We start from the raw sequence: 24,791 nt of genomic DNA, 5'->3' as shown, positions 1-24,791 counted from the left end.
AGGTCTCTCAATGAATGTCGATGTCAGTACGTACGCCTGCCAACCCGCCCCTGCCCTGCTGCTCGTCCTGGAACACGACGACCCTCCGGGAGCCGCCACGGGGCTCGGACGGCCGACCTCCCGGGTGCTGACTGTCCGCGACCGGCTCGCCGATACGGTGGGCGAACAGCTGACTGCCGAATCCGGCGTGCGCGGTGTCATCATCACCGGCGACGCGGGAAGTGGCAAGACCACTATGCTGCGGTCAGTGGTCGACCGCCTGCGGGCCACCGCCTACCTTATCCACCTACGGTGCGCGGCGGTCAGCGGCCAACAGCCCTACGGCGCACTACGGGATCACCTAACCGATTTGCCGAAGGAAGCGTGGGGCCATCCGGTCGGGGTGATCAACGGGCTGACCCGAGCGCTGGCAGACCAGGCGCACGGCCTACCGGTGATCGTTATAGTCGATGACGCCAACCACCTCGACGGAACCTCCACCACAGTGCTGGGTCAGATGGTGCAATCGGGTACCATCAGGCTGATCGTCGCATGCAGAGGTATTTCCGGTGCGCCCGAGTACTTTCAGAGGCTGCACCGAGAGGGAACTCTAGGGCAGATCGAGTTGCCACCCTTAGCCCGCCAGGACGTCGCAAACTACCTCAGGTCTGCGCTTGGACACCCTGTCTCCCGTGCGTCATCGCTCGCGCTCTACCGCCACAGCGGAGGAAACGTCAGGCTCCTTGGCGCATTGCTTGATGACTACCTGGCCTCGGGTGCTTTGCGGTGCGTCAGCGGCGTCGGGGTTCTGACCACTACCGAAGTTCATCCGGGCCCGCGCACGGCACGCCTCCTGGCTGAGCGACTCTCCACGCTACTGCCACCGCAGCGCGCCGTTCTTCACCGGCTGGCGGAAACTGGCCCCAGCCCTCTGAAGAGCATCCCGACCAATAGTCTGGGCGCGTTAGATGAGCTTCTGGAACTTGGAATCCTGTCCATTGACACTGACCGATGGGCGACCATTTCGGTGACCAGTTCACTGCTCAGCGACCTGATCCTTGGTCGCGCCAGCCAGGTCCAACTGTGGAAGCCAGACGAGTTGGCGGTGGGGAGCGGAGCGAAAGAGTCCACGCCGTCCGGGCCCGACCGATCGAGGCTAACCGCAGAAGGATTCCTCGACCGTGCGATCGCCGATACCTTCGCTGGCCGCTTCGGGACGGTGCTCAGCAATTTGCAGTCTTCTGAATTTGATCCCAATGTCCTCGACTCGGGGAAACGCCGTCGTGCAGCAGTCCTCGTGTGCGAGGCCCTGGCGTTCACCGGCCGGGTGGATGATGCGAAGGAGGCCGCACAGGCATTGCTACCCCAGACCGACGTTGGGGCCGCACTGTCATCCAGGGTCGCCGTGAGCCTGGCAACACTTGAGGCAGCAGCGGGGAACCTGTACGCCATGCTGGACGTATCAGCGGAGCATCTTGGCCGGGGCGCTGGAACCTATGAGGAGCTCGCCGAGGGGTTGATCTACGCGGCAGGGGGCCACCCCGCCGAAGCCGAGGGCGCGCTGCTCCCAGCCCTGCGCCAGCTTCAGATCCACGATCCCGCGGGCGTCGCGCCTCTGGCTGCAGCGGCCCTGGCATGGATCAACTCGACTGATGACCCCGAGCGGGCTGATCACTACCTATCATTAGCCTCGATCGCCTCGCCCGCAGCCTCCTGGTCCGTGCGGAGGCTCACCAGGCATTTCGGTGCCCTCGCCCTGCAGGGCACCGTATCGGGTGAACGGGCTGCGTTCGAACTCCGGGCCCTGAGCTGTGCGGACAAAGCGCTCGGCAATGTTACCTGGCAACTGATTGCCCTGTGCAGTGCAATGAGGCAGGGAGATCATGGTGTTGCGCCGAGTATTCTCTTGCTGAGCGCCACCTGCCAGGGCCGGTATGCGTCGCTCTGCCAGCTATATGCAAAAGGTGTCGATGCTGACGACGCCGAACTGGTATTGCAGGCAATGGATCTGGCGCTGGGCCTGGGGGACCTGCTATTCGCCCGCGATGCAGCAGCAACAGCAACCCAGCTTGCTACCCAGACGGGCGATCCGGGCACCGAAGCGTATGTGGCTGAACGAGTCCGCAGGATAATCGGGCCACCCGGCACGGTGCTTGGCGCGCGCCGGCAGCTGGCAGCCCTGACGACCCGAGAGGCCGAAGTGGTGCAGGCGGTGGTGGAGGGCAGGACCAACCGGGAGCTGGCACGGCGGCTAGGGGTCAGCGTCCGCACGGTCGAGGGGCACCTCCACCGGGCCTACGCGAAACTTCACGTCCGGACGAGGACAGAGTTGTTGGCCAAGGCCGCCCTCGGCGCGTCGGCCACCCCATGAGAACTCTCAACCGGCCTGCCGGGCTTGTCGGTCGGGCAGCCGACATCCGGGCGATAGCGGCGAGCATCCTCGACCCGGCGATCGGCGGTGCTCTGGTGTGCGGTGCAGCCGGCGTAGGCAAGTCTGCTGCAGTCGACGATGTCCTCGTCCATTTAGGGGATCGGGTGGTGCCCGTCATGATCTACGCGGATGTATCGCTCGAGAGCGTACCCTATGGTGCGCTGGGACCGGTCTTCAGAGGAAGCTTCCCCCCGGACCCCGACTCGCCGCTGTCGGTGCTCCGCACGGTCAGGTCAGCCTTCCGGGCGTTGGCAGCTAACGGAATGCTCCCGATACTCGTCGTCCTGAAGGAAGCCCACCACCTCGACCAGGAAACCAGCCATCTACTTGGTCAACTTGCAGTTGCCCGCGAAATCCGGCTCCTGGTCCTGTCGACCGATTCGGGCAACAAGCCTGAAGAGCTACACGCCTTATGTCGGGATGGGCTGCTCGCCTGGTTCGAACTGGTACCGCTGACCCGCGATCAGACTGGCGAGTTGTGTCGACGGGAGCTGGGCGGCGGGGTCAGTCTCGGATGCGTCACCTTTGTCTCGGACTGGTCTCAGGGCAACCCCTACCTAGCCAAAGCACTGATCGCGCATCTCCGCGGCTCTCGATCGGTGGTTGAGCAGAACGGTGTGTGGTCACTGGTCTGCGCGCCGAATTCGGCCGGGAAGGTACTTGAGAACCAGGTGAAGCCAATGCTCATGAGCTGCAGCCCAGCCGGGCGGCACGCCGTCGAGGTTGTTGCGCTGCTGGGATGTATGCCGACGGCGGCTGCCCGGCTCCTCCTCGATGCCGGCGGTCTGGAAGAGGCCCTCCTCAGCAAGATCATCTCCTATTCGCGGCACCACGGTAGCGACAGAAGTTGCCTCACCATTGAACCGAAATTGTATGGCGAAGCGGTCAGAGACCTCATTCCGCCCGGAAGGCGTGCTGAAATTCTGACCGGGCTTCGGCGATCACCCGTGGGAAGTGAACTGCTCCACGATGCAGGCATGAGCGTCGTAGTGGCCTGGGAGATGAGTTTGGGCTGCACAATTGCTGACAGTGACCTGTTGGAAGCCGCGCAGCTTGCCAATGACCGGTGTTCGCCCCGTCTGGCGCAGCAGTTCGCTGCCGCGGTCACGTCGCCGGAATGCGCGATGGCGGCGCGGGTGGAAACGGCGCGAGGCTACCTCGGTCTGGGAAACACTGCTGCTGCCGCTACTGAGATTCGTGGCGTAATGCAGGATTCGGCGGCCAACCCGCAAGTCCTGGCCGCGGCAGCGGTGACCGAGGCGAGGGTAGCGTTGCAGTGTGGTCAGGGACCCGAGGGTCTAATGAACATCGCGGGCCGTTGGGCAACAATTGCCCGTGGGTTGCCACCGGACCAGGACAAGAATGCCACGCAGGGCGCCGCAATTCTGACCTGCGTGGCTCTGAGCCTGGCTGGCAAGTACGGGGCTGCCATTGAAGGCCTGCGCAGGGTTCTCAAGGACAGCCCCCCGGAATCACTGGCAGGCATGGTGGCCCAGCAGGTCCTTGGGGAGGCTCTCGGCGCAATGGGGCACTCCGTTGACGCAAGGGATTTCACCTTCCGTTCGATAGCGGCGACCGGAGCTGGCGGGATCCTCTCGGAGCATTATCGAGCCATTTCTGCCCGGCTTGGGGCTTTGCTGCTGCAGACCCGCGACGAAGCAGGGTTTGCCGATCTTTTGCAATGGCATGAGCAGCACGCGCCCCGCCAACTGCACTACTTCGGAGGGGAGATGAGAAGCCTCGAAGGAGTGATGGAATTAAGGTGCGGAAGGATCATGCGCGGCTGTGACCTGTTGGCCGACGGGATTGAGGAATTGCGACGAAGCGACCCAGAGCTGCTCCTGCCCTTGGCCCTGGGAGCTGCTGCATTCGCCAACAGGCTGGTGGGAAATTTGGAGCGGGCCAACACCTACGCGATGGACTACGGGAGGCTGCAGTATCGCGGCTCGCTGCCGCAGAGTCTGGTCGCTGATGCCTATGTTGCAGCCGCACAGACCTGGCCGGAGGTGAGCCCCGACAACGCGTCGGCGGTGCTGGCGCGGGCGGACGAAGCGCAGTCCTTCGGCCTGGTCCACGCCGAAGCGGAAATTCTCGAACTTCTCTTCCTGATGAAATATCCACTCGCGGCTGAACGATTCAGCGCGCTGGCGGAGAGGATGGGCGCGGCTTCCTCGGATGCTGTTCGAACGATGGCAGCGGCGACAGCCTCGCAGGATCCGGCCCTGCTCATGGCAGCGGCTGCCAGTGCCCTGAGGTCCGGACGGCGCCTGCTGGGGGCCGAATGCCTGGCTCGGGCCGCAGCCGGCTATGGCGCCCGGGGAGAAGGGCGAACTCAGCGAGCCGTCCTGCAGCAGGTCCGGGAGTTGCGCCCGGTCGTGGGCGGGGTTCGCACTGGCCCGATCAGTGATGAGGCAATGGCCCGGGTGGCGCTGACCCGGCGTGAACTGGAGATCGCGAGGCTCGCCGCACGCGGTGCGGCATCCAGCCAGATAGCCATGAGCCTCACCGTGTCCCGCAGGACGGTGGAAGGCCACCTGTACCGGATCTATCTCAAGCTCGGAATTAGTGGCCGGGAGGAACTCTCCAGGGGTCTTTCAGCAGCAGGATTCCCACCCAGTGACAACTGTACGTAAGGCTGATCTGCGGGTTAAGTAATCGTCCGCGGGAAAACGAGTAGCCACTACCCGTGTGCGCGGGTGGGGTATTTCCCTAGACTGACAAGGTCAACCAGGCCGGGCGTGCTGGCGAGACATCGTTCACCTGAAACGGTGAACCTACGGTCGGGCCGACGGCGGCCAGCCTCCTGAGACCGGGCTGATCCCCAGCCCGCCGTCAGCCTACCGTGGGCTCCCTGACCACGCGCCACCGGATCAACCATGAGCCCGATCACAGGTTTTCTGCGATTTTTCGTGCCTTATCGGGGGATCCAGCGTAGGGTTGTGCCCTAGTACGGATGATGCCGGATTTACCACTGCATCAAGCGTATGACCCGGAAGCGGGACGACACACCGCTTCTCAACAATTGTCGGGCTGGGACGACTCGCCGTGCCGACCTGCACCATGTAGTGGGGCGCTATGTTTGGGGTGCAAGGAGTGTGGCCACTTGTTGGCCGGAATGATGAATTGAGTATCCTTCGGGAGGCTGTAGGACAACCGGACAGCAGAGGAGCTGTTCTCACCGGTCCTGCGGGCATCGGGAAGACAGTCCTGGCTCAACGGGCAGCCAGTGACGTCAAGGATGAGTACGAACTGCTGTACCTCAGGGGCAGCGTCCTTACGTCGGACATGCCGTACGGCGCCCTCAACTTCGTCCTCAGCGGGCTCGACGACGATGCGGTCGGCAACCCGCTGATCCTTCTGAAAAGTTTGCAGAACCTCTTCACCAGGCGGGTAGACGGGAAGCGCACACTCATTCTTGTCGACAACATCGAAGACCTGGATAGCGCCTCTGCGATGGCCATCGCGCACCTGGTCAGGAGTGGCGCAATCAAAGTTCTCCTCATTTGCCAGATTCTGCAGGCGGCGCCTGACGAGCTCAGCGACCTGTGGAAGGACGAACTCATTCGCCGGGTCGACGTCGCACCCTTGTCGCTGACGGATACCGCCCAGCTGCTCACCGCTGGCCTGGCGGCCCCGGTCTCGAGATCTGTCGTCCTGGACACGTGGCACGCCAGCGGGGGTAATCCCTTGTTTCTTCAGGCGATCAGCCGCGAGCAGGTGGATTCCGGCTACATCACTGTCCAGGATGGGATCTGGGTTGCAGGCACACACAGAGCACCCGATCCCGGTCGCACGATCACCGAACGGATCCTGTCACGTCTCGCCCGACTGACCCCCGATCAACGCAGAACCGCCGAGATCATCTCGATTGTCGGCGTCATGCCGCTGGAACTCATCACCGAGTTTGCTGGCGGGGTCGAGGTGGACGCACTGATGGAAACAGGAATCTTCCAGATCGAACTGTCGCAGCCGCCTATGGTGAGGGTCGCCATCGGATTGATCGGCGAGGTGATTCGACGGCAGGTGCCCATTGGGCGGAGCAGGGAGCTCCTGCACCAGCTCGCAGCCGCTTCCCTGAAACTACCGATGCCAGCGTTGAGCCGCATGAACTATGCCGCCTGGTGCCTTGACTGCTCAATGGAGATTGATCCGGACCTGGCCATCGAAGCGGCGCGATTGGCCAACCGCTATTTCGACCCGGTAGGGGCCCTCCGGTTCCTCGGGGTCATCCCGCCCGAGTTGGTGGGCGCCTCCGCGGTCACCGAGGAAGCGCGAGCTTATGGCATTCAGGGCGACACTACACGTGCGCTCGAAATCCTCGATGGTTTTGTTGGATCGGAACGGGATCGGTCCACCCTTAAGGAGTGGGTGGGTATGAAGGTGCTCACCTGCCGACTGCTCACCAGGGATCATGTCCGTTTCGTTGAGGTGGATGCCGTCCTCGACGACCTTCGGGAGCGGTTGGCGCAGGAGGGACAAGCGGGTCGCGAAGGTCTCGCCGGGCTGCTGGCCGACACCGAACTGCTCGATGCCGAGCTGAGCGCGTATAACGGCGACTACCCAGCAATGATTGAACCCCTCGACGACCTGCTCAAGCAGAGCGGCCTGGACTCCGCCGTCCGTCACCAACTATGTGGGTGGCTCTCAGAAGCACTCTGCATGACCGGTCGCCAAGACGACGCAGTGCAGCTCAGCCGGCTGGTAGTATCGCGACTCGCAGACTCCTCCGAAGATCCGCTGCTTGCCGAATCCGCTCAGGTGCGACTGTTCTCGGTGCTGCTGATTTCCGGCCAATGGGAGCAGTGCCTCTCGATGCTGAACAACCACGCCGAAGGGCCGCTGGCTGGCATCTTCGACGGCACGTCCCTTGAACTTGCTGAAGGCTGCCTTTATGCATATGCGGGAAGGGGTCCTGAGGCGCTCGCTAAGCTCCTTCCGGCGTTGAGCCAACTCAGAATCCGCGACCGCCAGGAGTTCCTGTCCCTTGCGGAAGCCGCTACCGCCTACGCATATGCACTTAGCGGTGACGCCCACCTATCCATGTCCCATCTCGCCGAGGTGGATCTTGACTCCCGCCGGTATGACTGGCACACCAGCAGGGCGACCAGGTACTTCGCGGTACTGGCGTCAACGGCAACCCGGGATCCGCTCGACGCGGCCCAGGAGATGCTGCACCTCGCCGACGAGGACAGGGCTGGGGGGAACCTTGGGCACGAACTGTTCTTCCTCTGCCAGGCAGTGCAGCTCGGACTCAGCGAGGTAGCTGAGCGCCTCGCGACCAGCGGAATGGATAACCAGGGAGCCTATGCCCGGATTTGTGCGCTGTACGGCAAAGGGGTTGCGTCAGGAGACACTGCTCAAATCCTTAAGGCAGCGACGCTGGCTGCTGGCGTCGGCAACCGCCGGCTGGCTTCCGACGCCGCAGGTCTAGTGCAGCGGCTGACCATCGGTAACCCGGGGGAGGGCGAACGGCGTGCCGCGGTCGCAGCTGACGGTGTCCTGCGCGCGGTTGGTCGCGGGAGTGGGGAACTGCGCCAGCGTGTGCTCGACAAGCTCACCGAAAGGGAGCGGAGCATTGCATCCCTCGTTGCAGAAGGATCCAGCAACCGGGACATAGCATCGTTGCTGACCCTCTCCATCCGAACTGTTGAAGGGCACATGTATCAGGTCTATGCGAAGTTGGGTGTATCCAACCGCAGCCAGCTAAAGATGATCCTTGAATAGTCACGAGGCAACCAAAGGTCTCGCCGCCGCCTCGGTCGACCTGGTCGGCAGGCAATCCCTAGTCAGCGAAATTCTCCTGATGCTCTCCGAAGCGCAGCATCATGGTGCCATAGTGGTGGGCGAACCGGGGCTCGGGAAAACCGCCCTGTCGCGGGCGCTCGCCGAGGCGTTGGCCGACGAGGTCACTGTGGTGCACGTGTCGGCGCAGCCCTCCCTGCAAAAAATTCCGTTCGGTGCGCTGGCCCCGTACCTAACCGACCTTTCAGTGGCCGACGCCGGATCACCTGTTGCGATTTACCGTGCCCTGATCCGGCATTTGGGGCAGCACAAGGCTGGCTCGCCGGCACCCCTGTTCATTGTCGACGACGCCCATGACCTCGATGACAGTACAAGTGTCCTGCTGGCGCAACTCATCGCTACCCGGCGTGCGCGGGCCCTGGTGCTCGCCCGCCCCACGCCCGGGCCGCCGTCGGAATTTGTCGCTCTTTGGCACGACGGAATGCTGAAGCGGTACGATCTCGAGCCACTCAACCGGCAGGACATTCACGAGCTATGTGTGAGGGTACTCGGGAACCAGATTCTTGCGAGTGTGAGTGCCCTTCTCAGCAGAACCTCCGAGGGTAACCCCATGTTTCTGCTGGCGTTGCTGCACCCTGACGCCCGTTCGAAGTATCTGGTGCAGCGCAATGGGGTGTGGTGTCTGTCCGGGGAACGGCCCGGGATCGACCTACGGCTCACCGACCTTATCAAGGGCCAGCTCCGCGGACGTACGACAGCAGAGTTGGAGATTCTGGAAACGGTCGCCCTCGCTGAACCCGTGGCGCTCAGCGTGCTACGGGAAAGCTGCGACCCTCATGCCGTTGACATGCTGATTGATGCTCAGCTCCTGGCCCTCAGCCCGGGGTTCGACAGCCGGGTGGCTCTGGCGCATTCATTGTATGGCGAGGTCCTTCGCGCACAGGTGCCGATCGGACGAAGCATGGCCATCCGCAGACGCCTCCTGAAGCTGTCGGAAGACCAGACCGGATCCATTGAGGGCTTCCTCCGATGGGTCTCCTGGGGTCTTGACTGCGGCGCCGTGCTTGATGACGCAACGCTGCTCAAGGCCGCGATCGTCGCCAACCGTCTGTTCGATCCGGCCTTCGCTATTCGTGCAGCCCGCGTAGTGAAGGCACCAAAACTGAAATCGCGGGCGCTGGTTGAGATTGCCCACGCCCGCATGACCCGCGGCGACTTCGACTATGCCCGTGAGCTGGTTGATGAGGCCCTGCTGAACTGCGGCAGCCTCAGGATTGCCAAGGAAGCAACCCTGCTTTCGATAGACCTGCGGATGAGGTCAGGAAGTAGCTCAAGGGAGATCCAGAACGACGTCGATCGGTGGGCCGAGACCATAGACCGCATCGAACGGGAACGGAAAGTCCCATCCAGCCGCTCAGTTCGTATCTCCCGGATGGGATGCCGGCTTCTTTCCTGCTTTGTGCTCAATCTTGAGGGCCAGTACCGTGAGTCGGAAAAGCACCTTCGTCAGATCAGAGCCGAGCCAGACGGTACAGACGAAACCCGGCTTGCCGCCCTCGCACTGCTCGGTGAGGTACTCGGATCTACTGGTCGGTCCCTAGAGGGAGCCGCGGTAACCACCGAAGGACTCGCCATCATCGCGGCGAACGGTCATCGGTTCAAGCGCCATGAGGGATTTGTCATCACCAGACACGGTATGTCCCTGATCCGAGGGGGCCAATTCACCGAGGTGGGCACCCTGCTCGCGACCTACTCGCAGGCCGCGGACGGAGGGATGGTGTATTTCGGGGGGATGCTCGAATTTTTCGAGGGCATTATTGCGTTGCGCCAGGGCAGGATGCGGACGGCCCGAAAGCGCCTCATGCTCGCTGTTGAGGGATTTCGTGAGTCGGACACCGCCCAGCTTCTGGCTATGTCCACGGGCATGGCAGCGTATGCCTGCGCGATGGCCGGCGACACCGCAGGCGCTCAGCACTATTCAGCAGAATTTGCCACTCTACCGCCCCACGGTTCTCTCCAGGCCCGGCTCCAGGGCCGGATCCATGCGGTAGCCAGCGAAGCGAAATTCAGGGGCGCTACCGCCAGCATCTCCGAACTCTGTCTGATCGGGGACAAAGCAGATTCCGCCGGCATGACTACCCTCGCTGCCTCCGCCTTCGAACTGGCAGTTCATCTAGGCGACACGCACTCCCTCGCCCCGCTCCAGCGAATCACCAGCGGGTTCGAAGGAACTGACGGCGCCATTGTGAACGCCATGGCAGGCGCCATGCTCGCCAAGGATGTCGCCGCTCTTGAAGCGGCAGCCCACCAGGCACTGCGGGGCGATTACCTCCTCATCGCTGCCGAATGCCTTGGCATGGCTATCAATCTGCTCGCCCAGCAGGGACAGTCCCAGCGCTCGCGTGCCCTACAGCCCACCCTGAACTCGGTGGTCGAGAAGCTCGAGGGTATGCATGGCCAACAGTTCTCGGAAGAACTGTCAGCCACCAAATTGACCCAACGCGAACAGGACATCGTCAGCCTAGCCTCCCAGGGCCACTCGAACCGTGACATCGCCGCACTGCATGGCGTCTCAGTCCGAACAGTTGAGGGCCATCTCTACCGGATCTTCGCCAAGCTGGGCATCAGCCGCCGCGAGGATTTGCAGGACCTTTTCCAGGCCTGACAGCGCTCACCCGGGCTCCCCCTACCACCTGCGCGTAGCATCTCCTCACTCATCGAGTACTACCCGAATCGGATGTGCCCATCCGAGTAGTACCACCCGTTCCAATTCGAGTAGCTACCACTCGTGTCCGGGATGCAACTGATTCATAGGCTTGCCCCGAAAGCAGTTCTAGGGAACTTATGAAGCGGGTCTCGAAATGTCGATCATCTCAACCTGCGGTGCAAACCGCCGGTTCACAAGAGTTTTACCTTCCCATCTTCTCTCACGTGGCGGAACCATGGTCGATTCAGACCACCCGATTCCGTCCTGGACGCAGCTGCGAGCCAGCCGGCCGCTCTCCGCGCCGGCACCGGACCTCCGCCCTGAAATACGTCCTCCCCATTCGGGGCCGGCGACGTCGGAGCCTTCCGAGACCAAGGCTCGTCCCCAGCCGTCGTCGGCTCCTTTTACGATGCGGGCCCACTGCGCCGGCCTCGTTCGCCGGGTAGGTCTCTGACATGTACCAGACCCAGGAACAGACCCTCAGGTTCCCGTTCCCCTCCGTCTCGCGGCGCACCAGGGTCCGTGCGGCCGCCGTCTCGGGCGTCCCCTGGCGGCAGCGCTACCAGATGTCCCTGCGGGTGACGGACACTCTGATCGTCCTGACTGTCGTCCTGATCAGCACTGACTGGATCCTGACGAGCATGGCAAGCGGGTCTTCCCCCGCGGAAACGTTGGCCTTCGCCGTCGCCGTCAGCATCGGTTGGCTGATCATGCTGTCCATGTTCCGAACCCGGGACCCCCGCCTGATCGGCTTCGGCGCCCCCGAGTACAAGCGCATTGTCCAGGCCAGCGCCGCCACGTTCAGCTGGATGGCCGTCGCTGTGGTGCTCCTCGGTGCCAACGACTTCCGCAGTTTCCTTATCGTCACCCTGCCAGCAGGGCTCGTTGGATTGCTGGGCAGCCGTTGGATCTGGCGGAACTGGCTCATGCGCCAACGCCAGTTCGGGCTGTTCCTTTCCAAGGTCATCGTGGTAGGCCAGCATGACGACGTGCAGTACGTCGTCGGGCAACTGGCGAAGAAGACCGGGGCCGTTTACGACGTCGTCGGCACGGTCCTGGAAGGTCGGGATCGATCCCAGCTCATCCGGGCGGGGGACCGGCTGGTTCCGGTGGTGTACGGGCTGAGTCGTGTCGAACAATCGATAGCTGATACCGGGGCTGACGCGGTGATTGTCGCGGGACACCTGCACAAGGGAAGCAAATACATCAGGGAACTCGGCTGGCGGCTGGAACGCACCGCTACCGAACTGGTGCTGGCGTCGACGCTTACCAATGTGGCGGGCCCCCGGATCCAGATGAGGCCAGTCGAGGGCCTGCCCCTGATGCATGTGGAAATGCCCCAGTTCACTGGCGGACGGCACGTAGTCAAACGGGTCATGGACGTGGTCGTAGCACTCCTGGCGCTGATCGCCCTGGCTCCAGTGTTCGCAGTGGTAGCCCTTCTGATCAGACGCGACGACCCCGGCCCGGTATTTTTCACACAGAACCGGGTCGGACGGTCGTCGGCCGAGTTTCCGATGTACAAATTCCGTTCCATGGTGACCACAGCCGAAGAAGACCTGGTGGCACTGCGGGAGCACAACGAGGGCAACGGGGTCCTCTTCAAGCTACGCGACGACCCTCGGGTGACGACCGTGGGGCGCTGGCTACGCAAGTACTCAATCGACGAACTCCCGCAGCTCTACAACGTCCTGCGGGGGGACATGGCACTGGTGGGACCCCGGCCTCCCCTGCCCAGTGAGGTGTCCGGGTATGCCGGGCATACCCACCGCCGGCTCTTTATTAAACCAGGGCTGACAGGTCTATGGCAGATCAGCGGACGGTCGGACCTCGATTGGGACGAAAGCGTTCGCCTCGACCTCTACTACGTCGAGAACTGGTCGGTCATGGGGGATCTGATGATCATGTGGCGGACCTTCAAAGTACTGGTCAAACCGACAGGAGCTTACTGATGGCTTACGACACGATAGGCAACGAAAACGTCCAGGGGATCCGCATCGGTTATGCGGCGGGTGCTTTCGACCTGTTCCATGTGGGACACCTGAACATTCTTCGCCAAGCAAAGTCGCGGTGCGATTTTCTCATCGCCGGTGTGGTCTCCGACGACATCCTCGCGGAGACGAAGGGCCGTCGTCCGGTCATTCCCCTCACCGAGCGGATGGAAATTGTCGAGAACATCGGGCTGGTGGATCGGGTCTGCGCCGAGACGGTGCCGGACAGAATGGCTGTCTGGGATCAGCTGAGGTTCAACATTTTCTTCAAAGGGGACGACTGGAAGGGCACGGAACGTGCCCGCCGGCTGGAAGAGCAGTTCGCCGCCAGGAACGTGGCTGTCATCTACTTCCCCTACACCGTCCACACCTCGAGTACTTCCCTCCGGCTGGCGCTGGAGAACCTGAATCTGAACCGGGAACGCCACGAATATCCACTGTTGAATGGGACCAACTAATGCTGAAATCACTGAACAATCCGCTGGGCTCGCAGCGAAATATACCGCTCAGCATCGCGCTGATCGGCACCCGCGGGGTACCCGCACGTTATGGCGGGTTTGAAACCTGCATCGAGGAAGTAGGCAGTCGCCTCGCAGCGATGGGGCATGACGTCACCGTCTACTGCCGCCCCGTCACCCCTGCGGACGCCGTAGTGCAGGAACATCGTGGTATGCGGCTGGTCCAACTGCCCTTTCTCAGGAAACGGTCCCTCGAAACGTTGAGCCACACCGGGTTGTCGGTAGGTCACCTTTTCGGGCACCGGACAGACGCGGCGATCGTCTTCAACGCGGCAAATGCGCCGTGGCTTCCGGTGATTCGCGCAGCCGGGATCCCCGTCGCAACCCATGTGGACGGACTGGAATGGAAGCGAGCCAAGTGGGGGAAAACCGGAAAACGGTACTACCGCACCGTCGAAGCCCTCGCTGTGAAATGGTCCGACGCCCTGATCGCCGACGCCATCGGTATCCAGACCTACTACAGGGAGCGTTTCAACGCCCCGACCGAGTACATCGCCTACGGGGCACCGCTCCTTGAGAGCCCGAGCAGCGACAAGGTCACGGGTCTTGGCCTGGAACCTGGCAACTATCACCTGGTAGTCGCCAGGTTTGAGCCCGAGAACCACGTCCACATGATCGTTGACGGCTACCGAAGGAGCTCGGCCCGACTACCCCTCGTCGTGGTCGGCACAGCGCCCTACGCGGATTCCTACATCAGGAAAGTCCACTCCCTTGCGGATGAACGGGTCCGCTTCCTGGGGGGAGTCTGGGATCAGGAACTGCTCGACCAGCTGTACGCCCACGCCCGGGTGTACTGGCACGGTCATTCAGTGGGGGGAACCAACCCGTCGCTACTCCGTGCGATCGGTGCGGGCGCGGCAACCAACGCGTACCAGGTGGACTTCAATTCGGAGGTGTTGGGAGCGGCGGGCCGCTACTTCGCCGACAGCGACGACGTCACGCGGCTGATGCACGCAGCCGAACAGGACGCGCCTGACTGTGAACGTCGGGGCAGGCTTGCCCGGCAGGCCGCCGAGCGCTACGACTGGGACGACGTCGCAGCACGCTACGAGAAGCTGTGCTATTCGCTGGCACGGACCCCCGCACGTCGCCGCGCCGGACGCAGGCAAGCCGCCCGAGCCCCCCGAATTGTCGTGGCAGCGCCGAAGGTGGTGGTGTCATGAGCCAGGCACTCGCCGACCTTCGGCCCACCCCTGGCAGCTACCGCCAGACGGTTCTGGATCTTGCCGCCGCGCAAAAGGCCGCCGCGCCGGGAGCCCCGCCCTACTCGATCTACATCAACCGACGGGCCGGCCGCTATCTCGCCGCTGCCTGCCATCGTGCCGGCCTCACACCCAACGCCGTCAGTATTGTCAGCGCGGTGTTCACCTTCACCGGTATTGGGATGCTCGCGTTCGGTACTCCATCATGGGGGCTGGGCATTGCGGTCTGGCTGTGCCTGGCCGTCGGGTACGCGTTCGACGCCGCCGACGGACAGGTTGCGCGGCTACGGGGCGGCGGTTCGCTGTCCGGAGAGTGGCTCGACCACGTCGTGGATAGCGCGAAGCTTTCCAGCATCCATCTTGCGGTATTGATCGCAGCCTACCGCGGCTTCGAGCTGTCCACGCCGCTGTGGCTGCTCGTTCCACTGGCCTTCTGCGTCGTTGCGGCGGTCTCCTTCTTTTCGATGATCCTCAACGATCACCTCAAGGAGATTCATACCCTCAAGACGGGAACGGTTCCCGTCAGAGGATCAGGGTCCCGGCTCAAGTCGCTGCTCCTGATTCCCACCGATTATGGGTTCCTGTGCCTGAGTTTCATCCTGCTGGGTGCACCTACGGCCTTTATGGTGCTGTACACGGTGGTTTTCGCCGCAAATCTTGGACATCTGGTGTTGGCGTCAATCAAGTGGTTCAGGGACATGGTCCGGCTCGATGCCACCACACGTGCCGCCCAGAACACCCCAACCGGGGCACGGCATGTCCTTGTTGCAGGAAGGCCTCTGCAGTGAGTACTCCAGTAGAGGCCGGCCAGCCCGAGGAGGGACACCGTTCCGGTACCCTCCGCAAGGTCGCTGCAGGGGTGCTTGTCTGCGCCGTCGCGTTGGCGCTGGGGATCGGCTACCTGGTATCCGGTCAGCCAGGTACCGACGCCACCGCAAACGGCACTCCCACTCCGGCTGCCCCGAGCTCGCCGCAGGGCATCGAGCCCACAACGGAGGCCGCAACTGAACAGTCGGCAGAGCCAACGCCGCCGGCCGCAGCCACCAAGGTGGAGCCGACGACGGATCCGGGGCCGGAGCCGGACCAGGCGGCCGAAGCGCCAGCCACGCCCACGGCACCAGCCTCAGCACCGGCCACAGCAACAGCACCGCCCACAGCACCGGCCACAGCAACAGTTGAGGACGGGACAGCCGAGGAGGATGAGCCTGCGGCGACCGATGCGGAGCTGGCCACCCTTGAGCAGCCGGTCTCGGAGCCGGTCGACCTTGAGGAGCCCACGGTAGTCACTGAGGGAATCTCGGCAAGGATCAGCACCATGGAGGCGATCGAGGCCGAAGCGTTCGGGATTGGTGAGATCGCCGGACCGGCGTTGAGGTTTGTGATCACTGTGGAAAATACGACAGATGACCCGGTGTCACTGAGCAACTCAGTGGTGAACGTTGAATTTGGTCCGGAGAGTCTGCCAGCCGTGCAACTCACGGGATCCGGCGCAACGGGATTCCCGGCGACGGTTGACGCGGGCGGTTCCGCGTCAGCAACCCTCGTCTTTACGGTTCCTGCCGACCAGCGGGACCAAGTACGGATTCTTCTAAATTTGGAGGCATCCTCACCCATTGCTGCATTCGAAGGTGCAGCACCAGGCGAAGAAGGTTAGCCGTGAAAGCATACTTGCCGCACCGCGCGACGCGAGGTCCGGGCCAGTCGCAGGAGACGCAGGCGGCACGCGGGCGGGGGGGAACACCGAGGGCACGCGGTCTCACCGCCGCCCTGTGCTCCCTTGCAGTGATCGTATCCATGGCAATTGTGGGGACTTCGCCCGCATCGGCGGATAGCGCGCCCCTGGACCCGACCAATCCGGCGAGCCCAACGACCGTTACTGCCGATGCCTTACCGACAGTTCAGATTGACGGGGTGGTCTGGCAACAGACCATCGTGGGGAACACCGTCTACGTCGCTGGCAGCTTCACGACTGCGCGGCCCGCTGGCTCCCCGGTCGGCGTGAACACCGTGGTGCGCAACAACATCCTCGCTTACGACATCCGCACCGGAACGCTGATCGATTCCTTCGCACCGAACCTCAACGGCCAGGCCACGGCCGTGGCAGCCTCTCCCGATGGGACCCGAATCTACGTGGGAGGATCATTCACCGCGGTGAACGGGGCCACGGTGTGGCGGGTGGCGGCATTGGATCCCGTCAACGGTCGTCTCCTGACCAACTTCGTACCGAAGATGGACGCCTCGGTTCGGGCCATCGTGGCAACAAACGACACGGTCTACCTCGGTGGGCTCTTTACCGGGGTGGGCACCGTCACCAGAGCTCGCCTGGCAGCATTCAGCGCCACCGACGGGTCCTTGCTCGACTGGGCGCCCGCCGCAGTCGGGGGGCAGGTTAACGGGCTCGCCCTCTCCCCAGATGGAACAAAAATGGTGGTCGGAGGAGCGTTTACTACCCTCAACGGGTCGGACCGGCCCGGATACGGGCTGGGTGCTGTCGACGTCGCAACAGGCCAGTCCCTTCCGTTTCCCGCCAACAACATCGTCAGGAACGGCGGCCCGAGTGGCTCCATCACCAGCCTGTCGTCCAACTCGACCAACGTGTACGGGTCCGGCTATACCTTCGGCCGTGCCAGCACCCTCGAAGGCATCTTTTCCGTGAAGTGGTCCGACTTTTCGACAGACTGGATCCAGGACTGCCACGGCGACACCTACTCGGTTCATGCGCAGGGCGACGTTATCTACTCGGCCGGCCATGCGCATTACTGCGGTAATATCGGGGGCTTCCCGCAGGAGGCCCCCTGGCAGTTCAACCGCGCTTTGGCCTTCAGTAAGAGCGCGACGGGCACTGTGACGGATGAGGCTTACGGGTATACCAACTTCGAGGGAAATCCTTCCCCAACCCTGCTCAACTGGTTCCCCTCCATTCTGGACGGGCGGTATACAGGCCAGAACCAGGGCGCCTGGTCTGTCACCGGAAACACGCAGTACATGGCATACGGCGGCGAATTCCCGTCGGTCAACGGTATCGCGCAGCAGGGCCTTGTCCGTTTCGCGGTCAAGGAAGTCGCACCGAATAGGCGAGGCCCGCGCGTTACCGGCACCAATTTCAACCCGACCCTGGTGTCGTCCGCACCCGGAACGGTGCGGGTGCGGTGGCAGGCCAACTGGGATCAGGACAACAAGAACCTCACCTATCAGGTCCGCAGGGACACGGTCGTGATCCGGACGTTGTCGCAGGAATCGACGTTCTGGGAGCGGCCCGGCATGACTTTCATGGATACGGGGCTGGTGCCCGGGCGCCAGTATGGCTACCGTATCTTCGTGACTGATCCTGCGGGCAATGAGGTCCGTTCGGATACCGTGACAGTCACCGCAGCCTCGGAGGAGCCACCTCCGAGCGCATATCACCAGACCATCAAACGGGACGGACCAGTCAATAGCTGGCGGCTCGGTGAATCCGCTGGCCCGACAGGATTCGACTCGTCGGGTCCGGATGACCTTGCGGCTTCGGCTGGGGTGGCCTTCGGTACGGCAGGGGCACTCAGCGGAGACATCAACACAGGCGTGACGCTCAACGGAACCACCAGCGGGATCCTTGCCGACCCCACCAGAGCGAAGCGGCCCAACACCTTCAGCACCGAAGCCTGGATCCGGACCAGTACCACCACCGGAGGCAAGATCATCGGCTTCGGCGACGCGCTCAACACCCTGTCCTCCGTGGTGGACCGGCACGTCTATATGGACAACACGGGCAGGATCTTCTTCGGAGTGGCGCCAAAGGGCTTCCGGTGGACAGTCAACAGCACCACCGGATACAACGACGGGAAATGGCACCATGTCGTCGCGACACTCGGGGCCAATGGAATGCAGCTCTACATTGACGGAGTGCGTGCCGCTGGGCGTGACACACCAACAACGGGCAGGTCCGTGGACGGGTACTGGCGGGTAGGCGGCGACAATCTGGGGGGCTGGCCGTCAATTCCAACCAGCAGGTATTTCCAGGGCGACGTCGATGAGGTGGCAATCTACCCGACTGCCCTGAGCGCCGGCGCAGTCAAGACCCACTACGACGCCGGAACCACCGGGGTGTTGCTCAACGCTCCACCGACTGCCGCATTCACGTCGGTGGTGAGTGGGCTCGCGGTGGCGGTGGACGGTTCGGGGTCCGCTGACTCGGATGGGACGGTTGCCGGGTATGCGTGGAACTTCGGTGATGGAACCACGGGTACCGGGGTGAACGCATCGCATACCTACGCTGCCGCCGGGACCTACCCGGTGCGGCTGACTGTCACCGACGATGATGGGGCAACCCACAGCACGACCAGGGACGTCACAGTGGCCCCGCCACCTGCGAATGTGGCGCCGGTTGCTGCGTTCACGTCGACGGTAAATAGTTTGGGTGTTGCAGTGGACGGTTCCGGATCTGCTGACTCGGATGGGACGGTTGCCGGGTATGCGTGGAACTTCGGTGATGGCGGCACCGGTACTGGGGTGAACGCGTCGCATACCTATGCGGCGGCGGGAACGTACCCCGTGCGGTTGACTGTCACAGACGACGAGGGCGCGACCCACAGCACCACAAAGGACGTAACTGTTACTGCGCCACCTGTCGCCAACGTGGCGCCGGTCGCTGCGTTCGCATCGGTGGTGAGCGGGCCTGCGGTGGCGGTAGACGGTTCGGGGTCGACTGACTCCGATGGGACGATTGCCGGGTATGCGTGGAACTTCGGTGATGGTGGCACGGGTACCGGAGTGAACGCGTCGCACACCTATGGTGCGGCCGGGACCTACCCGGTGCGGCTGACCGTCACCGACGACGACGGCGCAACCCACAGCACCACCAGAAACGTCTCTGTGGCTTCGCCTCCCGCGGGGGCCGGCGTGCTGGCCGCGGATACGTTCGGCAGGACGATTGCCTCCGGCTTCGGAACTGCCGAGCAGGGTGGTGCGTGGACCCTGGGGGGCGCGGCTTCGCTGTTCTCGGTGGCGGCCGGTGTCGGATCGATCCGGATCGGCTCCGCTGGGTCGGGTCCGGGAGCGTACCTGAACTCCGTGTCCTCGGCCAGTTCCGAATCCTCGGTGAAGTTTGGCGTGGATAAGGTCGGCAGCGGTGGCGGGACATTCGTCTACCTGGTGGGTCGTAAAGTCTCGACTGCGGAGTACCGCGGCAAGGTCTGGGTGTCCTCGACGGGCACCGTGACGCTTGATGCGACCCGTGTTGTCAACGGCGTACTGACCACCCTTGCGACACGAAGTGTCACCGGGCTTCGTCTCGCGGCCGGAGAGCAGCTGCAGGTACGTCTGCAGGTGACGGGAACCTCCCCGACCACGATCAGGGCGAAGGTGTGGAAGGTGGGCACTACTGAGCCGGTGGCCTGGATGGTCAGCGCGACCGACAGCACGCCGGCCCTGCAGGCTCCGGGCAGTGTGGCCCTGCTGACCTATTTGTCGGGTTCAGCAACCAACGCGCCGGTCACCGTCCGGTTCGACGACCTCGCCACCACCACCGTGCCGTAATAAGCTATGTCCTGCTGGGTTCTTCCCTCGGGCGGAATCCAGCAGCGCCGGAAAGGGACCCGATGACTACGGAACCGATTGCACGCACACCTGGGACAACCAGCCTCCGCCTCCTTTTGCGGTCGCTCCGACGTGGCACCCGGCGGCTGCGGAATATCCTGCTCTGGTTCTATCTTGCCGTTCGGAACGTCGTCGTCCGAAAGACGATCACCGGGTCAACGCCGATTGTCGTGTCGATCACCACCTATGGGCGACGTATCGATGCCGCTGCCATGGCCATCGAATCGATCGCCCGTGGCAGTAGCAAACCGTCTCGGATCATTCTCTGGCTCGACGACCCGGAGATCCATGCCTCGCGACCCCCAGCCCTGCGCCGGCTCGAAGCCCGAGGTCTCGAGATCCTCTTGACCGACAACCTTGGGCCGCACACCAAATACTTCCCCTACGTCCAGTCAACGCAGGATCACCGGTTCCCATTGGTGACCGCCGACGACGACATCATGTACCCGGTTCACTGGCTCCGCCGGCTGCAGCTTGCCTACCTGGACCATCCCACCAGCATCAATTGTCACTGGGCGAGCAGAATCATGTTTGCGGACGGCAACGTCCGGAGCTATCACACCTGGCCGAACTGCTCGGACACCCGGGCTGATTTCTCGAACATCGCGCTGGGGGTGTCAGGAGTCATTTACCCACCGGCCATGCTGAGGGAGCTCGCTGGACGGGGCACAGCCTTCCTGGAGCTCAGTCCGACTGCCGATGACATCTGGCTCCACTGGGTCGCTTTGCGCGCAGGATATCCGGTGCGCCAGATCTCCCCAACTCCGCGCCATTTCGCTCTGATACCGGGAACGCAGGAAAAGGCGCTCATGAAGTCCAATAACGTCGAAGGATCCGGCAACGATGCGTGGATCCGGGGATTGTATTCGGCAAGCGACCGCCTGAAGATTCGCGGTCTTGCCCCCGTTGCGCCCGCGTCCGCCGTCAGCGACGCCCACGGGCTGTCACAGGATCTGGTGCCGGCTCCGACCGGCCACAGGCCCTATCTACCAGTGGGTCCAATGCTCGACTAAGGCAGTTACATTATGACCGATCACTCACCGCCGAGGGGGGAAACGGTCCTCCGCGCCGTCGCCGCCCAGTCAAAATTCAGGGTCAAGCTCACCAGGCAGGCCGTCACCGCGGCCATTTTGGGTCTGCTACTTGCCCTGTCGACCGCCCTCGTCGGCGGTCCCGTCCAGGCAGATACCGCACCGGCGGATCCGCAGAATCCTGCCACTCCCGTCACCGTATCGTCCGATGCTCTCCCGACCGCGCAGATCAATGGCGTCGCCTGGCAGCAGACAATCATCGGGAATGTGGTGTATGTGGCGGGACGGTTCACCACCGCACGTCCCTCGGGTGCTGCCCCAAACACGTCCACAGTTTCGCGGAACAACATTCTCGCGTACAACCTGACCACCGGCGCGCTACTGGGATCCTTTGCACCGAACCTTAATGGTCAGGCATTGACCATCGCTGCAGCACCCGATGGGTCACGCCTCTACGTCGGAGGCGATTTTACTACGGTAAGCGGCACCTCCCGGCTGCGGGCGGCCGCGTTGAACCCCGCTACCGGAGCCGTGATTTCAAGTTTCAATCCCCGGATGAGTGGGTCGGTGCGAGCTATCGCCGCAACCAATGACACCGTCTACCTCGGCGGCACATTCGGATCAGTCGGGTCAGTTGCCCGCTCGCGGCTAGCCGCAGTCCGGGCGTCCGATGGCGGTCTTCTTCCGTGGAATCCCAACGCCAATGACCGGGTGAACGCTTTGGTGATCTCACCGGATCGGTCGACTGTCGTCGTAGGCGGCGCCTTCACTACCCTCAACGGCTCGGCCCGGCCGGGCTACGGCCTGGGACGGGTGAACGCTACCACCGGTGCTTCCATCCCGCTGGGCGTCAATGACACGATCCGCAATGGCGGCACCGACTCGGCGATTCTCTCCCTGTCCTCGGACGGCACCAGCTTCTACGGCACCGGGTACATCTTCGGAACGGGAGGGAACCTGGAGGGCGCCTTCGCCGGAAACTGGGCCGACGGCAACCTCAAATGGGTCGAAGACTGCCATGGGGACACATACGGGGTATGGGCGTCATCGACGGCCGTATATACGGCAGGTCATGCCCACTATTGCGGCAACATCGGAGGATTCCCGCAGACGGAACCGCGGACGTGGTGGCGTGCAATTGCCTTTTCCAAAGCCGCAACCAGGACCGCTACCGCTGACATCTACGGCTATCCGAGCTTCACCGGCAAACCCGCCCCGGCACTGCTTAACTGGTTTCCACAGCTGGATACCGGCACGGTGACCGGCCAATCACAGGGACCATGGACCGTAACTGGCACCGAGGAGTACGTAGTGATGGCCGGGGAGTTCCGTAACGTGAACGGCAGGCCTCAGCAGGGACTGGTCCGGTTTGCTGCCCCGGGGGTAGCGCCCAACGCTGATGGGCCACGGGTGTCGGGTACTCCCACCAATCCGGCGTTAGCCTATCTGCGTGCCGGTGAGGTTCGCGTGAGATGGCAGACAAACTGGGACAGGGATAACCAAAACCTTTCCTATCAGGTGATCCGCGACGGCAACACCGCTGCGCCAGTTCACACCAGCGTCCGACAGTCCACCTTCTGGAACCGCCCATTCGTCGACTTCACCGATACCGGCCTGTCAGCGGGTAATCACAGTTACCGCATCCTTGCCAGCGATCCGTTCGGCAACACGGTCGGCTCGGGGACCGTCAGCGTCAACGTGCCGGTAGGCGGCGGCGGACCGGCAGCCAATACAGCTCCCGCCGCAGCGTACACGCACACCACCGCGGGGCTCACCGTCACCGTTGACGGGTCAGGGTCCACCGACTCGGACGGTACGATCGCCGGATATATATGGGACTTCGGTGACGGGACCACCGCAACCGGGGCCACCGCGACCCGTACCTACGGCGCGGCTGGCACCTACTCCCTCAGATTGACGGTGACCGACAATGACGCAGCGACAGCAACTACGGTCCGCCAGGTAACCCTGTCAACGGATCCCCCGCCGCCTAACCAACAAGCTCTTGCCCGGGACACCTTCACGCGAAACGTGTCATCGGGTCTCGGTGCTGCCGATCAAGGCGGCGCGTGGACCCTTGAGGGTTCGGCGTCTCTCTTCTCGGTCGCCAACGGGGAAGGAATCATGAACCTCGACCGGGCTGGGGCAGGGCCGTCAGCGAGCCTTATGTCCGTGGTGTCCACCCGAACCGATACCAGCGTTCAGGTGGCGCTGTCGAAGCTGGGCACGGGTAGCGGCACCTATCTCTGGCTTTCCGGACGGACCGTCAGCGGATCGGCGCGGTACCAGGCGAAGGTTCATATCTCAGCAAGCGGGGCCATCCGGCTTGACGCAACCCGCACAATTGGAGGAACCGAAACCTCGTTAGGCTCCAGCCCCGTTCCAGGCATCCAGTATGCGGCAGGGCAACAGGTGCAGGTGCGGGTGCGTGTTGTTGGGGTATCCCCGACCGTCATCAGTGCGAAAGTGTGGCGGGTAGGGGCTACCGAACCGGCCGGTTGGCTGGTGACTGCGACGGACGCGACAGCCGCCCTGCAAGCATCGGGCGGCATTGGATTCTTCACCTATTTATCGAGCGGTGCAGGCAATGCGCCGCTGCTGGTGAGATTCGACAATTTGATCAGCGACCAGGCGCCTTAGGGGTTGCGGTCGGCGGCCTGCGCCGGTACTCCCGGTACACGTAGCCGGCCGCTCCCAACATCATTCCCGCCCCCCGTGCAACGGTGCGCAGTCCTTTCGCCCGGTGCGCCATTGAACGGGTCGCGATTCCCCGAATCAATCCCGCACACCCGCCGGCTATCCGGAGGAGTCCGGCCGTAAACAATCGCAGGCGTCGGAAAAGCCGGTGGAAGCGTCGGCCCACCACCAGTTCGAGGCTAACCCGGCTCCAGCTGTTGCCACTGCTGAACGCACGGCGCATGACCCAGGAGCGGGTGAGCCGTTGGGCGGGTACACGGTCCATGACGATGGCGTCATCACACCAGACCATCTTGCCGCCCCGCTGGGCAAGGAGCCGGGTGAACAGTGTGTCCTCGCCGCCCAACAAACCGAACTCGCGATTGAAGTCGAGACCCATCGTTCGGACCTGTCTGAGGTCCAGCAGTAGATTGTTCGTTGCCGCGACGGTGACCGCGGTACCTGTGGGCATTCTCCGGCGGGTGAAGAATTCTCCGGCAGTGATCCACGGATCTGGCGGGTGAGCGTACTCGGAGACGACCGGACCCACGACGCCGGCCGCACCGCTTGAGCGCTGAGCCTCCAGCAGGAGGGCTAGCCAGTCCGGTGTGGGTCGCTCGTCGTCGTCGATGAACGCCAGCAGACTGAAGTCCGCAGCCTCCGTCAGGGCTCGGCTGCGGGCTGCGGCGATGCCGGGTTCAGGCTCGTGGACATAGCGTACAAGGGTGCCGTCATACTGGTGGATCAACCCGCGTGCGCCCGCGTCGGGGTCATTATCCACCACGAGGATTGTCGCCGGGACAGTGCTTGAAAGCGCCTGTGAGACGAGCTCAGGCAGAGTAGCGGCGAGGTCCTCCGGCCTGCGGTACGTCAATATCGCAATGACTACCGATTCCGCGTCAGTGTCTGGCATTGTGTCCTTTCTAGGAGAAAATCGCGG

Annotated in this window: 13 protein-coding genes; 12 read left to right on the top strand and 1 reads right to left on the bottom strand. The window is 63.3% G+C overall.

What is annotated here, in order from left to right; translation table 11 throughout:
- The first annotated feature begins 10 nt into the window (after window positions 1–10).
- The 12 genes from ACX80O_RS14730 to ACX80O_RS14675 all read left to right on the top strand — a co-directional run bounded on the left by ACX80O_RS14730 (window position 11) and on the right by ACX80O_RS14675 (window position 23,815).
- On the top strand, window positions 11–2,350 hold the full coding sequence (locus ACX80O_RS14730) for a LuxR C-terminal-related transcriptional regulator (protein WP_459333896.1): 2,340 nt from the start codon (window positions 11–13) through the stop codon (window positions 2,348–2,350).
- Window positions 2,347–5,043, top strand: coding sequence for a LuxR C-terminal-related transcriptional regulator (locus ACX80O_RS14725; RefSeq protein WP_459333895.1), 2,697 nt, complete (start codon window positions 2,347–2,349; stop codon window positions 5,041–5,043). The genes ACX80O_RS14730 and ACX80O_RS14725 overlap by 4 nt, the downstream gene beginning before the upstream one ends.
- Window positions 5,044–5,485: 442 nt before the next feature.
- The gene (locus ACX80O_RS14720; protein ID WP_459333894.1) at window positions 5,486–8,134 is read left to right on the top strand and encodes a helix-turn-helix transcriptional regulator; all 2,649 of its coding nucleotides are present in this window, start codon (window positions 5,486–5,488) and stop codon (window positions 8,132–8,134) included.
- The gene (locus tag ACX80O_RS14715; RefSeq protein WP_459333893.1) at window positions 8,127–10,817 is read left to right on the top strand and encodes a helix-turn-helix transcriptional regulator; all 2,691 of its coding nucleotides are present in this window, start codon (window positions 8,127–8,129) and stop codon (window positions 10,815–10,817) included. The genes ACX80O_RS14720 and ACX80O_RS14715 overlap by 8 nt, the downstream gene beginning before the upstream one ends.
- A 497-nt stretch (window positions 10,818–11,314) precedes the next feature.
- Window positions 11,315–12,811 carry a sugar transferase gene (locus tag ACX80O_RS14710; RefSeq protein WP_459333892.1) on the top strand — a complete coding sequence of 499 codons (1,497 nt, stop codon included), beginning with the start codon at window positions 11,315–11,317 and terminating at the stop codon, window positions 12,809–12,811.
- Complete coding sequence (locus tag ACX80O_RS14705; RefSeq protein ID WP_459307795.1) at window positions 12,811–13,308, top strand: FAD synthase family protein; 498 nt, start codon at window positions 12,811–12,813, stop codon at window positions 13,306–13,308. Before ACX80O_RS14710 ends, ACX80O_RS14705 begins: the two co-directional genes overlap by 1 nt.
- Window positions 13,308–14,531 carry a DUF1972 domain-containing protein gene (locus ACX80O_RS14700; protein ID WP_459307796.1) on the top strand — a complete coding sequence of 408 codons (1,224 nt, stop codon included), beginning with the start codon at window positions 13,308–13,310 and terminating at the stop codon, window positions 14,529–14,531. Before ACX80O_RS14705 ends, ACX80O_RS14700 begins: the two co-directional genes overlap by 1 nt.
- Window positions 14,528–15,358 (top strand): CDP-alcohol phosphatidyltransferase family protein, encoded by an 831-nt coding sequence (locus ACX80O_RS14695; RefSeq protein ID WP_459333891.1) that lies wholly within the window; start codon window positions 14,528–14,530, stop codon window positions 15,356–15,358. The genes ACX80O_RS14700 and ACX80O_RS14695 overlap by 4 nt, the downstream gene beginning before the upstream one ends.
- Window positions 15,355–16,224: a hypothetical protein gene (locus ACX80O_RS14690; RefSeq protein WP_459333890.1), complete on the top strand. Its 870-nt coding sequence runs from the start codon at window positions 15,355–15,357 to the stop codon at window positions 16,222–16,224. The genes ACX80O_RS14695 and ACX80O_RS14690 overlap by 4 nt, the downstream gene beginning before the upstream one ends.
- A 2-nt stretch (window positions 16,225–16,226) precedes the next feature.
- A complete protein-coding gene (locus ACX80O_RS14685; RefSeq protein WP_459333889.1) occupies window positions 16,227–20,084 on the top strand; it encodes a PKD domain-containing protein in 3,858 nt (1,285 codons plus the stop codon).
- 62 nt (window positions 20,085–20,146) lie between these two features.
- Window positions 20,147–21,157, top strand: coding sequence for a hypothetical protein (locus tag ACX80O_RS14680; protein ID WP_459333888.1), 1,011 nt, complete (start codon window positions 20,147–20,149; stop codon window positions 21,155–21,157).
- A 12-nt stretch (window positions 21,158–21,169) separates the two neighbouring features.
- Entirely contained in the window at window positions 21,170–23,815 is a 2,646-nt protein-coding gene (locus ACX80O_RS14675; RefSeq protein ID WP_459333887.1) for a PKD domain-containing protein, read from the top strand.
- On the opposite strand, the gene ACX80O_RS14670 is transcribed toward ACX80O_RS14675, so the two are convergent.
- On the bottom strand, window positions 23,796–24,764 hold the full coding sequence (locus tag ACX80O_RS14670) for a glycosyltransferase family 2 protein (protein ID WP_459333886.1): 969 nt from the start codon (window positions 24,762–24,764) through the stop codon (window positions 23,796–23,798). The genes ACX80O_RS14675 and ACX80O_RS14670 overlap by 20 nt on opposite strands.
- Window positions 24,765–24,791 lie beyond the last annotated feature (27 nt).

The organism is Arthrobacter glycogeni (genome assembly GCF_054511155.1).
The sequence above is the reverse complement of the archived record's forward strand: the minus strand, read 5'-3'. Positions and strand labels throughout refer to the sequence as shown.